Origin of the sequence: Arthrobacter sp. NPDC093125 (genome assembly GCF_044754225.1) — a bacterium.
Taxonomy (GTDB): domain Bacteria; phylum Actinomycetota; class Actinomycetes; order Actinomycetales; family Micrococcaceae; genus Arthrobacter.
This window is the reverse complement of record NZ_JBIVOQ010000004.1, coordinates 60,788-72,401: the sequence shown is the minus strand read 5'-3', so window position 1 is coordinate 72,401 and position 11,614 is coordinate 60,788. Positions and strand designations below refer to the sequence as shown.

Annotated in this window: 14 protein-coding genes; 10 read left to right on the top strand and 4 right to left on the bottom strand. The window is 65.3% G+C overall.

Annotated features, from left to right (window positions below):
* Positions 1–20 precede the first annotated feature (20 nt).
* The 3 genes from priA to ACIP9X_RS09955 are packed head-to-tail and all read left to right on the top strand — an operon-like array spanning position 21 to position 3,072.
* Positions 21–767, top strand: a complete 747-nt coding sequence (gene priA / locus ACIP9X_RS09965) for a bifunctional 1-(5-phosphoribosyl)-5-((5-phosphoribosylamino)methylideneamino)imidazole-4-carboxamide isomerase/phosphoribosylanthranilate isomerase PriA (RefSeq protein ID WP_400479577.1) — start codon at positions 21–23, stop codon at positions 765–767.
* 9 nt (positions 768–776) lie between these two features.
* A complete protein-coding gene (locus ACIP9X_RS09960) occupies positions 777–1,685 on the top strand; it encodes an SseB family protein (RefSeq protein ID WP_400479576.1) in 909 nt (302 codons plus the stop codon).
* Positions 1,686–1,743: 58 nt separating this feature from the next.
* Positions 1,744–3,072, top strand: a complete 1,329-nt coding sequence (locus tag ACIP9X_RS09955; protein ID WP_400479575.1) for an MFS transporter — start codon at positions 1,744–1,746, stop codon at positions 3,070–3,072.
* Positions 3,073–3,124: 52 nt separating this feature from the next.
* On the opposite strand, the gene ACIP9X_RS09950 is transcribed toward ACIP9X_RS09955, so the two are convergent.
* Together ACIP9X_RS09950 and ACIP9X_RS09945 are read right to left on the bottom strand one after the other, a co-directional pair.
* Positions 3,125–3,586 carry a hypothetical protein gene (locus ACIP9X_RS09950; RefSeq protein WP_400479574.1) on the bottom strand — a complete coding sequence of 154 codons (462 nt, stop codon included), beginning with the start codon at positions 3,584–3,586 and terminating at the stop codon, positions 3,125–3,127.
* 310 nt (positions 3,587–3,896) lie between these two features.
* Positions 3,897–4,283, bottom strand: coding sequence for a DUF1844 domain-containing protein (locus ACIP9X_RS09945; protein WP_400479573.1), 387 nt, complete (start codon positions 4,281–4,283; stop codon positions 3,897–3,899).
* 378 nt (positions 4,284–4,661) lie between these two features.
* Here ACIP9X_RS09945 and infC point away from each other — a divergent pair, with 378 nt between their 5' ends.
* From infC to ACIP9X_RS09925, 4 genes are all read left to right on the top strand, one after another.
* Positions 4,662–5,570: a translation initiation factor IF-3 gene (gene infC / locus ACIP9X_RS09940; RefSeq protein WP_400479572.1), complete on the top strand. Its 909-nt coding sequence runs from the start codon at positions 4,662–4,664 to the stop codon at positions 5,568–5,570.
* Between the two features lie 117 nt (positions 5,571–5,687).
* The gene (gene rpmI / locus ACIP9X_RS09935; protein ID WP_009358635.1) at positions 5,688–5,882 is read left to right on the top strand and encodes a 50S ribosomal protein L35; all 195 of its coding nucleotides are present in this window, start codon (positions 5,688–5,690) and stop codon (positions 5,880–5,882) included.
* 117 nt (positions 5,883–5,999) lie between these two features.
* Positions 6,000–6,470: a 50S ribosomal protein L20 gene (gene rplT / locus ACIP9X_RS09930; protein WP_400479571.1), complete on the top strand. Its 471-nt coding sequence runs from the start codon at positions 6,000–6,002 to the stop codon at positions 6,468–6,470.
* A 55-nt stretch (positions 6,471–6,525) separates the two neighbouring features.
* Complete coding sequence (locus ACIP9X_RS09925; RefSeq protein WP_400479570.1) at positions 6,526–7,419, top strand: TrmH family RNA methyltransferase; 894 nt, start codon at positions 6,526–6,528, stop codon at positions 7,417–7,419.
* Positions 7,420–7,517: 98 nt separating this feature from the next.
* Here ACIP9X_RS09925 and ACIP9X_RS09920 read toward each other — a convergent pair whose 3' ends face one another.
* Together ACIP9X_RS09920 and ACIP9X_RS09915 are read right to left on the bottom strand one after the other, a co-directional pair.
* The gene (locus tag ACIP9X_RS09920; RefSeq protein WP_400479569.1) at positions 7,518–7,787 is read right to left on the bottom strand and encodes a GlsB/YeaQ/YmgE family stress response membrane protein; all 270 of its coding nucleotides are present in this window, start codon (positions 7,785–7,787) and stop codon (positions 7,518–7,520) included.
* Between the two features lie 171 nt (positions 7,788–7,958).
* The gene (locus ACIP9X_RS09915; RefSeq protein ID WP_400479568.1) at positions 7,959–9,167 is read right to left on the bottom strand and encodes an MFS transporter; all 1,209 of its coding nucleotides are present in this window, start codon (positions 9,165–9,167) and stop codon (positions 7,959–7,961) included.
* Positions 9,168–9,284: 117 nt separating this feature from the next.
* Between ACIP9X_RS09915 and ACIP9X_RS09910 the strand changes: the two genes are divergently transcribed.
* From ACIP9X_RS09910 to ACIP9X_RS09900, 3 genes are all read left to right on the top strand, one after another.
* Positions 9,285–9,743, top strand: a complete 459-nt coding sequence (locus ACIP9X_RS09910) for a (deoxy)nucleoside triphosphate pyrophosphohydrolase (RefSeq protein ID WP_400479567.1) — start codon at positions 9,285–9,287, stop codon at positions 9,741–9,743.
* A 152-nt stretch (positions 9,744–9,895) separates the two neighbouring features.
* Positions 9,896–10,876: a methionine ABC transporter ATP-binding protein gene (locus tag ACIP9X_RS09905; protein WP_400479566.1), complete on the top strand. Its 981-nt coding sequence runs from the start codon at positions 9,896–9,898 to the stop codon at positions 10,874–10,876.
* Positions 10,873–11,574, top strand: coding sequence for a methionine ABC transporter permease (locus ACIP9X_RS09900; protein ID WP_400479565.1), 702 nt, complete (start codon positions 10,873–10,875; stop codon positions 11,572–11,574). Before ACIP9X_RS09905 ends, ACIP9X_RS09900 begins: the two co-directional genes overlap by 4 nt.
* Positions 11,575–11,614: the final 40 nt, after the last annotated feature.

Below are 11,614 nucleotides of genomic sequence, written 5' to 3'. Positions count from 1 at the left end.
CACGAGAACAGAGGACCGAGATGACCAGCCAGAACGAACTGCCGGCACTTGAACTGCTTCCCGCAGTCGACGTCGTGAACGGTCAGGCTGTGCGCCTGGTCCAGGGCGAAGCCGGCAGTGAGACCAGCTACGGCACGCCGCTTGAGGCAGCCCTGAACTGGCAGCAGCAGGGCGCCGAGTGGGTCCACCTCGTGGACCTGGACGCGGCGTTCGGCCGCGGTTCGAACGCCGAGCTGCTGCGCGAAGTCGTGGGCCGGCTGGACATCAAGGTGGAACTCTCCGGCGGGCTGCGCGATGACGAGTCGCTGGAAAGGGCGCTTGACCTGGGCGTCGCCCGGGTCAATCTGGGAACCGCAGCCCTGGAAAACCCGGAGTGGACGGCCCGTGCGATCGACCGCTTCGGTGACCGCATCGCCGTCGGACTCGATGTCCGGGGAACCACCCTCGCCGGGCGCGGCTGGACCAAAGAAGGCGGCGACCTGTGGGACGTGCTGGGCCGGCTCGAGGAAGCCGGCTGTGCCCGCTACGTGGTGACCGATGTGACCAAGGACGGCACCTTGCAGGGACCGAACGTTGAGCTGCTGCGCCAGATGGTGGAAAAGACCGGCAAGCCCGTGGTCGCCTCCGGCGGCATCTCCAGCCTCGATGACCTGAAGGTCCTTCGCTCACTGGTCCCATTGGGCGTCGAAGGCGCGATTGTCGGTAAGGCCCTCTACGCCGGGGCTTTCACCCTGCCCGAGGCCCTCGACGTCGCCGGCCGCCCCTAGGCTGCCCCCATGGCTGGGCAAGGCTTGACCCCGGAAAACCGGGAGGATGCGGCAGGGCAGCTGCCCGCCCGCCGTCTACCGGGCCATATCGAGGCGGCCCTTGCGGGCGCCGGCGGAGCCACGGATTCCGCTGGCCAGCCCTGGGCAGGGCGCAGCCTATCCGGTGAGGATGCAAAGATCCACAACTTCGAGGACGACGACGGTACGGCAGACAACGCCTATCTCGCCGCCATCGACGCACTCCTGAGCGGCGACGCGGATGAAGCCGCTGTTGTCGCCTCGCTGGCAACAGCGCGTGTCTTTGTCCCCGTGGTGGCGCAGCTGGCCGAGGAAGCGGAAGGCGCCGCCGGGCTCCATGCCGACAAGCAGGCGGACATGGCGCTGGTGACACTCAAGGCGCCGGACGGCCGGCTCGCCATGCCGGTCTTCACTTCTTCGGCGGCATTGACCGCCTGGCACTCCGACGCGAGGCCTGTCGCCGTATACGCGGCGCGGGCTGCTCTCTCAGCAGTCTCTGAGGGCGCGGAACTGCTCGTCGTGGATCCCGGCTCCGAGGTGACGTTCGTGGTGCGTCGGCCGGCGGTCTGGTCTCTCGCGCAGCAGCAGCCCTGGGTTCCCGCCTACGCGGACCCCGAGCTTGCTGCAGTGCTGGAAGCGACAGCGGCCGCCTGGCCTGCCGTCCGGCGTCTGGAAGTTCTGCCCGGGCAAGGAGTGGCTGCGGCAACAGCATCCGGCCGTCGGATGGCAGGCGGAGGACCCGGCCCCGAGCTCCGCGTGGTGTTGTATCTGGAGGACGGGCTGGACGCCGCCGCCGTCCAGTCACTCGTTGGGGACCTGCACAATGAGTGGAGCCGGAATGTATTGTTCGGTGAACGTGTTGACTCGGTCGAAGTCAAGCTAAGGCGCGCCGCAGAGTAACCGCCGGTCCATGGTGGTCCGTCCGATTCTGCCCCGCAGCGGAACGAAGGAACTACCCGTGAATTTCACCCTGTACCGGGAGCTGTTGGCCGTGGCGCCGATACGCCGCCTCCTGGTGGTCGGCATGATTGCCCGCATACCCCATTCGGCCGCCGGCGTGCTGCTGACGCTGCATATCGTTCTCACCCTGGGGCAGGGGTATGCCGCTGCCGGCGCAGCTGCCGCGGTCATGACCGTTGGCATTGCCCTGGGTGCCCCTTGGCGCGGGCGGCGGGTGGACACCGTTGGGTTGCGCAAGGCGCTGATCCCCTCGGTGGTTTCCGAGACCGTCATCTGGTCGATAGTGCCGCACGTTTCCTATCAGTGGCTGTTGCCGCTTGTCTTCGTGGGCGGCCTGCTGACGCTGCCCATTTTCAGCGTGGTGCGGCAGTCGCTGGGCGTGCTCGCCGACGGCGACCAGCGGCGGACGGCCTTCGCGCTCGATGCCATCAGTACGGAGATGGTGTTCATGGTCGGGCCTGCGGCGGGGGCGGTCGTGGCCACCAGCGGCCAATCAGTCCTTGGCCTGACCATCGTTGGGGTCTCCACCTCCCTGGCGGGCCTGTTCCTGATGTGGTTCAACCCGCCCACCCGAAGTGCGGCCGGCAACGGGGCCAGCGAGGCCGAGGAACAGGCCGCTGCCGCAATGGCGGTTGCTGCCGCAGCGCCGGCCCACGTCCAGGAAGCTGCCGCCGAGCTGGGACCTGCGACGGCGGAGCGCCGCCGGAGCGGCCTGGGATGGATGGGTTTGCGAAACGCAGGCCTGCGGGGGAGGGCAGCGGCCAGCTTCGCCTGGTTCACCGCGTCCGTGGCCGCTGTGTTCGCCGTGGCGGCCGGGGCCGGAATGGTGCTCAGCGGCACCGACGTGGGGATCGTCGCGGCCCTTGAAACCAACGGACGCGAGGCCGAGATCGGAATCGTCTTCGTTTTCTGGTGTGCTGCCTCCGTCCTGGGCGGCATCGTCTACGGCGCTCTGCATCGCCCCGTGTCCCCGATCCTGCTCCTGATGGGAATGGCGGCACTGACCATCCCGATGGGATTCGCCACCGATACCCTGACCCTGAGCCTGCTGTCCCTGCTTCCGGGCTTCCTGTGCGCACCGGTTCTCTCGGCTGCGTCGGAAAAAGTCGCCGACCTCGTGGACGAGGCGCGCCGGGGCGAAGCGATGGGCTGGTACGGGTCGGCCCTGACGGCGGGCATCGCGCTCGGGGCGCCGCTCGCGGGGCTGTTCATCGACGGCGTCGGAGCGTGGGGCGGATTCGTCTCGGTGGGTGTGGCCGGCGTGCTGCTCTGCGCCGCCGGCATCGCCCTTCAGCAGCGCCGCCGCCGGCGGGCTGCCGGGTCCTGATGTCGACAGGGCCCGGCAGGGTTCCTTTCGAAGATTCCTGCTCTGGAGCGACCTACTCCGGAACCACGGGCGGAATCCGGACTTCAAGCGGCTTTTCGAGCTGCATTTCCTTGCTTTCAGTCACAACGGCGCACTGGAACTCCGCTGTGCACGTCTGCAGCACGACGAACACCACAGCGATCCCGGGATCGTAGGCGATCGCGCGGGGAATGACCCGGATGGTGACAGTCTGGCTTTGTCCCGTGCAGCTGAGTTGGGCGTTGCCGAAGCCGTTGGCAATCCGCCCCTCGGTGACGCGCTGGTTCACTTCCACCACAGGGACGGCGATGATCCTGCCGGGGTCCGTGTCGCAGGTGAACGTTATTGGGACATCGACGGCGGCGCCGTCAGCAACGAGGGTGCCAGGCCCGACGTCTACCAGGACTGCGGGGGCAGCGTAAGCGGGTGTGGCGACTGCAGTCAGTCCGAGGCTGGCGACGAGGATGATGGCGAGACGGATTGTTGTGCCTAGCATGATGGCGTTCTGCCTTTGTAAAAGGGCGGTCCTTGCCTCCGGGCGGTGAGCCGGGAAGCCCGCTGCCTGGGTGTACGGGGCATTGCCCCTGACGGGAGCGCCGTTCAGGACGCAGCCCCGAATGCTAGCCGGGAAAACCGGCTAGCTGAGCTTACTCAGGGTCAGCTTCGGTGACAATAGCCAATTTATTGGGGTTGTCGGGCTGGGGTGCTGCACCGCCCTCGAACTTAAAAGAGAACGACGGCGGACCCGCCCCGGAAGGCCGGCCCGCCGCCGTCGAACGCTTCTTTGCGTCAGTTACTGCCCTGAGTCAGTTGACCGCGCCGGTGAACTTCTCGCCCGGACCCTTGCCGGGGGGATCCGGAATGATTGACACTTCACGGAAGGCGAGCTGCAGGGAACGGAGCCCGTCGCGCAAGGGACCGGCGTGCTGGGAACCGATTTCAGGAGCCGCCGCAGTCACGAGTCCGGCAAGGGCGGTGATGAGCTTCCGGGCCTCATCCAGGTCCTTGAGTTCCTCTGCGTTCTCCTCGGCGGCCAGGCCAAGCTTCACGGCCGCGGCGCTCATGAGGTGGACAGCGGCCGTCGTGATGACCTCGATGGCGGGAACTTCTGCGATGTCGCGGACCTGCTGTGAGACATCGGCCTGCGGCGCGGGCGCCTGGTAAACGTGTGAATTACTGTCTGGAGTGCTCATACTGGTAAGCTTGACACAGACCGACTGAATGTCGTTATTTTGCCGTGTATGAGACCCACTGCCGCAATGTGCGGTTGGCGGGTATCTTTCTGTAGAATCGTCTTTCAGTTTGCAAGCGGAGTTCTCTCCCACCCGCGTCGGCCGTTTTCCCAGTTCCACAGGGAAGCAAGGTTGCCGGGTAAAGGTCGGGCGTTTCCGGCAGGCACAGTCCTGGCGAAGCGCGGGCAGCCCTTCCGGGTATGCCTGTCCGATCCTCGAGGCCTTCGATTGCTCCGGCAATTGGGGGCCTTCTCTGTTTGCCGGTGGAACACCAATCACGAACACAGGAGCTTTAACATTAGCGAGCCAAGAATCAATGAGCGTATCCGCGTCCCTGAGGTGCGGCTGGTCGGCCCTGCCGGCGAACAGGTAGGAATCGTCCGTATCGAGGATGCCCTGCGTCTGGCTGCCGAGTCCGACCTAGATCTCGTTGAAGTTGCACCTCAGGCCAAGCCTCCGGTGTGCAAGCTGATGGACTTCGGCAAGTACAAGTACGAGGCCGCAGTCAAGGCCCGTGAGGCCCGCAAGAACCAGACCAACACGGTTCTGAAGGAAATCCGGTTCCGCCTCAAGATCGACACCCACGACTACGAGACCAAGCGCGGCCACGCCCTGCGCTTCCTTGGAGCCGGGGACAAGGTTAAGGCAATGATCCAGTTCCGTGGCCGCGAGCAGCAGCGTCCCGAGATGGGCCTGCGCCTGCTCCAGCGCTTCGCTGAGGATGTCGGTGAAGTTGGTGTGGTGGAATCAAGCCCGCGCATCGACGGCCGCAACATGGTCATGGTCATCGGTCCACTGAAGAACAAGGCTGAGGCCAAGGCCGAAGCCCGCCGTACGGCCCAGCGCGCCGAAGCGAAGGCCCAGAACGAAGCCAAGGCATCCGGCCGGATCGACACCTCGGGCGATGAGCAGGCACCCATGACGCAGTCGCTTGCAGACCTGCTGCCCGAGGGCTTCCAGGTCAACACTGAAGCACCTGCGCCGGAACCCGCCGTCGAAACGCCGGAACCCGCCGTCGAAACACCGGCGGCAGAGGCTCCGGAAGCTCCGAAGCCCCCGGCTCCGGCCCCCGCGGCTCCCGCCGCACCCAAGGCCCCCGAGGCTGAGGCCGCTGCTCCTGCAGCACCCAAGCCTGCAGCAGTGCCTGCTCCACCGAAGCCGGTGGCCAGGCCCGCTGCGCCGAAGCCCGCTGCACGCCCTGCAGCACCCCGGGCCACGCCGAAGCCGGCAGGCAAGAAGACCACCTAGTTCACAGCTGCGGAAGGTACCGCCTTCAGGCAGTAAGCAACCAGCACGCCGCCCGCAGGGGCGGCTGCACGAAAGACTGCAGACATAGTCTGCGGAAACGTTAGGAGATCGGTTCCCATGCCGAAGATGAAGACCCACAGTGGTGCTAAGAAGCGCTTCAAGCTGACCGGCAGCGGCAAGCTGCGCCGCCAGCAGGCCAACCGCCGCCACTACCTCGAGCACAAGTCCTCCCGGCTGACCCGTCGCCTCGCCGGCGACAAGATCGTCTTCAAGGGCGACGCCAAGGTCATCCGGAAGATGCTCGGCATCTAATTTCCAAGCACTCTGACTGGTTGCCGCTGGCAGCCGTCAACCACCAATAAGCCTTCTCAGGCCCGCCGGGATTCCGGCAGCAGTCGCTTGGGATAAGAATTTTGAAGGAGTACGCACGTGGCACGTGTGAAGCGGGCGGTAAACGCCCACAAGAAGCGCCGGGTAGTTCTCGAACGCGCCAAAGGTTACCGCGGACAGCGCTCACGCCTGTACCGAAAGGCAAAAGAGCAGCTGCTGCACTCGTTTGTGTACAGCTACGGCGACCGCAAGAAGAAGAAGGGCGACTTCCGCCGTCTGTGGATCCAGCGCATCAACGCTGCATCCCGCGCCAACGGCCTCACCTACAACCGCCTGATCCAGGGCCTGAAGGCCGCTGAGGTCGAGGTTGACCGCCGCATGCTTGCTGAGCTGGCCGTTTCCGACGCCAACGCCTTCGCTGCGCTGGTGCAGGTCGCCAAGGACTCCCTGCCTGCCGACACCTCCGCTCCGGCTGTTTCCGCCGAAGCCGCGCCGGCTGCCAAGGCCAAGAAGCCTGCTGCCAAGAAGGCTGCCGCCAAAAAGCCGGCCGCTGACGAGGCTGCTGTTTAGCAGTTCCCGTTCTGGCAGTTCGAGGACCTGCTGCGACAGCAACTAAGGTTCTTATATGAACGAAACCGGGCGCCCGCAAGACTTTCCACTTTCCAACCCCCGAGCTGATCGGGTCCGGGATGTGGCAAAGCTTGCCGGGCGCCCGGTCCGTTTAAAGCGCCGGCAGTTCCTGGCGGAGGGGCCCCAGGCCGTCCGTGAAGCCCTGGTGCTGCACCGCAAGAGACTGGAGGCGGGGGAGCCGGGCGTCGTTCGCGAAGTGTACGCCAGCGAAGCGTGCCTGGACCGGTATCCGGAGTTCGAAGACCTGGCAGCCGGGACCAGCGCCCGGCTGGCAACCGACGACGTGCTGGCCGCCATGGCCGATACCGTGACTCCGCAGGGGATCATCGCCGTCTGTGATTTCGTCGACGTCCCTCTGGACACAGTGCTCGACGCGCGGCCGCGGCTGATCGCCGTGCTGTGCCAGGTCCGGGATCCAGGAAACGCCGGAACCGTCCTCCGCGCTGCCGATGCGGCCGGCGCGGATGCCGTGGTCCTGACCGGCTCGAGTGTGGACATCTACAACCCCAAGGCCGTGCGGTCCACGGCCGGCTCGCTCTTCCACCTGCCAGTGGTGCTTGGCGCCGACGTCGAGGAGCTTGCGGCGCAGTGCAAGTCCCGGGGCATCGGCGTGCTGGCGGCTGATGGCTACGGGAAGCTGAATCTGGACCGGCTGCAGGATGAGAGCGCTGCCCGGCGGCTGAGCGGTGCGGACACCGGCTCGGACTACGCACTTGAGGCGCCTACAGCCTGGCTTTTCGGAAACGAGGCGCAGGGACTCTCTGAAGCCGAGCTTGCCCTGGCCGACCACCGGGTGGCAGTTCCTGTGTACGGCTTTGCCGAAAGCCTGAACCTCGGAACGGCAGCCACCGTTTGCCTTTATGCGAGTGCTCGGTCCCAGCAGCCGTAGCAGGAGGCTTCAGGGGCATAAAAAAGCGGGGACCCACCGGAGTGGGTTCCCGCGTTCTTCTTTAAGTCAGGTCCGCCCACGAGGCGGCCTTGGTGTTCTTAGGTTGTTGTGCGGTTGCGTCCGGTGATGGCCCCGTAGATGCCGGCGACTACCAGGCCGCCGACGATAGCGAGGATCCAGGTGCCGAGGTCGAAGAAGGCCAGGTCACCTCTGCCGAAAAGAAGGCTGCCGATCCAGCCACCAACGATTGCGCCAACGACGCCCAGAACCAGGCTGGTGACCCAGCCGCCGCCAACCCTGCCGGGCATGACGGCCTTAACGATTGCGCCTACGATCAGGCCGAGAATAATCCAAGCAAGAAAACCCATGTCTCCTCCTTCATATTCGTCGGGACCGACACAAAATCACTCCCGATATGGCTTCAAGCTAGCACAGCGCATGTTTCTTTGTCAGTACGCTTAGTTTCAAGGATTTCGTGGCGCAGCGGCCCCAGGTCTGGTGCCCTCTTCGCACTCATTGGCGTCAGCCTGACCTCCGGGTTACGGGGCCAGCGGCCTTTTGCGTTCCAGCAGGCCGCTGAGCACCGCTACGCCCAGGCCCAGGACGGCCAGCACTGCCCCCACCAAAGCAGGAGCGACGTATCCCCATCCCCAGGCAATTACGAGGCCGCCGAGGAACGCGCCCAGGGCGTTGGCAACGTTGAGCGCCGCGTGGTTCAGGGAGGAGGCCAGGGACGGGGCGTCGGGCGAGGCATCGAGTAGCCTGGTTTGCAGTGCGGGAACCAGCATTGAGCCGACTGCGCCCACAACGAACACCATCACGAACGCCGACCAGGGCCAGTGCACGGCGACCGCGTAAACCACCAGTGCCACCGCAATTCCCGGCAGCACGCTATAAATGGTTCCCATAACAGACTTGTCGGCGATTCTGCCGCCGACAATGTTGCCCGCCACCATTCCGAGGCCATAGAGGGCCACCACAAACGGCAGGAAAGCAGAGGGAATGCCTGCAACCGAGGTCATTGTGTGTGCAATGTATGTGTAGGTGGCGAAGAACCCGCCGAACCCGACGATGCCGATCATGATGGCGAGCCAGACCTGTGCCCGCTTCAGTGCACCAAGTTCGCGGCGGATGCTCGCGTCGGCATGGGCCTTCTGGAAGGGAACGAATTTCCAGATCAGGGCCAGCGTCAGCAGACCGAGGGCACCGACCAGAACGAACAGCAGCCGCCAGCCGAACGTTTGTCCCAGCCACGTGGCGAAGGGAACGCCGATGACGTTCGCCACCGTCAGGCCGGCCATGACCATGGAAATCGCCCACCCGCGCTTTGTCGGGGCCACGAGCGATGCCGCAATCACGGCGGCCACACCAAAAAAGGCACCATGCGGCAGCCCGGCGGCAAAACGGGACACCAGCATGCTCGTGTAGTCAGCGGCGATGAAGGACGTCAGGTTGGCAACGCTGAAGAACAGCATGAGGCCGAGGGCGAGATGCTTGCGCGGGAGTTTCGCACCGACGGCGGCCAGCGCGGGTGCCCCGACGACAACGCCCAGCGCGTACGCGGAGATGAGGTGGCCGGCCTCGGGGGTGCCGATGTTCAGGCCAAGCTCCACCTCCTTCAGAAGCCCCATCATGGCGAACTCGGTAACGCCGATTCCAAACCCTCCCATGGCCAGTGCCAGGATGGCGAGGCCGAGATGGGAGCGGTTGGCTGCGGCTTTGCCGGGAGCGTGAATGGTGGTGGTCATGTGCCTGCTTTTCCGAGCTTGGTGGTGACAGGGCGCTGCTGGAGCGAATTCCGCGGCGTTGGGGGAGGGGGCGGCAGAGGCGCGCGCCTTAACCATTGTCCCCCATACACTGGGGAGGTGAGAGAACCGATAAGCGTCGTGGGCGGTGCAGTCCTGGATTCACTTGACCGGCCAACCCGCTTGCTGGTGGCCAGGCGGACAGCACCCCCGCAGTTCGCCGGCATGTGGGAGTTTCCCGGCGGCAAAGTGGAACCCAACGAGACGGCCGAAGCCGCCCTGCGCCGGGAGCTGGGTGAGGAGTTGGGTATCGGAGTCCGCCTGGGAGCTGAGCTGACCTCCCCTCGGCAGTCCGGCTGGCCGCTCAATGAGCGGGCCTCCATGCGCGTTTGGTTTGCTGAAGTCACAGACGGCGAGCCCCGGCCCCTTGAGGACCATGACGAACTGGCTTGGATCAGCATCCGGGAAAGTGAGGAAGCTCTCAGCCTCCCCTGGATCCCGGCCGACCTTCCGATTGTCCGGGCCCTGTTGGCGGAGCTCGGCGCCACAGCGACCGCGGACTCACTCCCCGCAAATTAAATTCCGCCCCAACCCCCGGATCCCTTCCTATTGTTCGGATTAGGGATGCTGGGGGCATCTGGGCAGAATTTGCATGCTGGACGTTTCTGCTGCGTCCACCCCTTGGACATCTTCGAGGGGACCGGCGTATCAATCCCAGCCTAAGGAGTTCCATGATTTCGGTGAGCCGTGTCGTCAAGAGCTACGGCTCCGGAGCTTCACAGGTCCGGGCCCTCGATGACGTGTCCCTGTCCGTGGCCCCGGGGGAGATTTACGGCGTCGTCGGTCAAAGCGGTGCTGGCAAGAGCACGCTGATCCGCACCATCAACTCCTTGGAGACGCCTGACTCGGGCAGCGTCAGCGTGGGCAGCAGGGAGATGACCAAGCTTGGGGGCAGGGAACTGCGGGAAGCACGCCACGACATCGGCATGATCTTTCAGCACTTCAACCTGCTCACCGGCCGGACGGTCAGGTCCAACGTGGAGCTCTCCCTGGAGATCACGGGAACCGGACGCAGCCGGCGGCGCAGCCGCGCCATGGAGATCCTGGAACTCGTAGGCCTGCAGGGCAAAGCGGATGCCTATCCCGCCCAGCTGTCCGGCGGGCAGAAACAGCGTGTCGGGATCGCCCGGGCACTGGCTTCCAGCCCCTCGGTGCTGCTGAGCGACGAAGCCACCTCCGCGCTTGACCCCGAAACGACCCGGCAGATCCTGGATCTCATCCGCCAGCTGAGCAAGGACCTCGGCCTGACAGTGCTTCTGATCACGCACGAGATGGACGTGGTCAAGCGTATCTGCGATTCCGCCGCTGTCATGAGCCAAGGACGGATTCTTGAGCAGGGGCGCGTGGAGGAGCTGCTGACGACCGACCGGTCCCTTCTGGGCCAGGCACTGTTTCCCCTCGGCGACCTGCCGGAGACCTCCTCCTCCGTCGTCGAAATCACCTTTACGGGAGTTCCCACGGACCGGCCCGTCATCGCCCATCTGGCACGCGAGCACGGTATCGACGTCGGAATCCTCGGCGCCGCCGTCGAGACGATCCACGGGCGGCAGACCGGGCGGACCCGGCTGGAACTGCCCGGCGACCGGGGGACCGTGGCAGGTGCCATTGCCGACCTGCGTTCGCAGGGACTCTATGTGGAGGTAATCAAATGATCGACCGCAACGACCCTTACTTCTGGTCGGACTGGCTGGACACCATCCTCAAGGGCGCGGGGGAGACGTTTTATACCGTCGGCGTGAGTCTCCTGCTGACTGTGATCTTCGGCCTTGCCGCCGGCGTGCTGCTCGTGACCACCGAGGCAGGCGGCCTGCTTGCCAAGCCGTTTGGAAGCCGAGTGCTGGGACTGGCCATCAACCGCCTGCTGGACGTGCTGGTGAACATGGGACGCTCGATCCCGTTCATCATCCTGATGATCCTGCTTATTCCCTTCACCCGCCTGCTGGTCGGCTCGTTTATCGGCCCGACGGCGGCCATCGTTCCACTGACGATCGCGGGCATCCCGTTCTTCGCGCGCCTCGTGGAAATCGGCATCCGGGAGGTGCCCAGGGGCCTCGTTGAAGCTGCCGAATCCCTCGGTGCCACACGCTGGACCATTCTCACGAAAGTACTGGTCGCCGAGGCCGTACCGGCCCTGGCCCTTGGACTCTCCACCACGGTGGTGGGCCTGATCGGCTACTCCGCGATGGTGGGCGCCGTGGGCGGCGGCGGACTCGGCGATGTCGCTTTCCGCTACGGCTACCAGCGCTACAGCCCCGAGTACATGTTCGGCGTGGTCATCCTACTGATCCTGCTGGTCCAGCTCTTCCAGTCGCTGGGAAACTTCGCGGCACGCAGGCTTTCCCACCGCTGACCACCCTGGTTTTCGATTCCATCCGTTCCATCCCTGAAAG

Excerpts from the sequence above, each read along its gene's own strand:
- ACIP9X_RS09920 (WP_400479569.1), bottom strand. The coding sequence starts at position 7,787 with ATGGGTTTTCTTGCTTGGATTATTCTCGGCCTGATCGTAGGCGCAATC.
- ACIP9X_RS09915 (WP_400479568.1), bottom strand. The coding sequence starts at position 9,167 with ATGACCACCACCATTCACGCTCCCGGCAAAGCCGCAGCCAACCGCTCC.
- ACIP9X_RS09905 (WP_400479566.1), top strand. The coding sequence starts at position 9,896 with ATGATTTCGGTGAGCCGTGTCGTCAAGAGCTACGGCTCCGGAGCTTCA.
- priA (WP_400479577.1), top strand. The coding sequence starts at position 21 with ATGACCAGCCAGAACGAACTGCCGGCACTTGAACTGCTTCCCGCAGTC.
- rpmI (WP_009358635.1), top strand. The coding sequence starts at position 5,688 with ATGCCGAAGATGAAGACCCACAGTGGTGCTAAGAAGCGCTTCAAGCTG.
- ACIP9X_RS09960 (WP_400479576.1), top strand. The coding sequence starts at position 777 with ATGGCTGGGCAAGGCTTGACCCCGGAAAACCGGGAGGATGCGGCAGGG.
- ACIP9X_RS09945 (WP_400479573.1), bottom strand. The coding sequence starts at position 4,283 with ATGAGCACTCCAGACAGTAATTCACACGTTTACCAGGCGCCCGCGCCG.
- ACIP9X_RS09950 (WP_400479574.1), bottom strand. The coding sequence starts at position 3,586 with ATGCTAGGCACAACAATCCGTCTCGCCATCATCCTCGTCGCCAGCCTC.
- ACIP9X_RS09900 (WP_400479565.1), top strand. The coding sequence starts at position 10,873 with ATGATCGACCGCAACGACCCTTACTTCTGGTCGGACTGGCTGGACACC.
- ACIP9X_RS09925 (WP_400479570.1), top strand. The coding sequence starts at position 6,526 with ATGAACGAAACCGGGCGCCCGCAAGACTTTCCACTTTCCAACCCCCGA.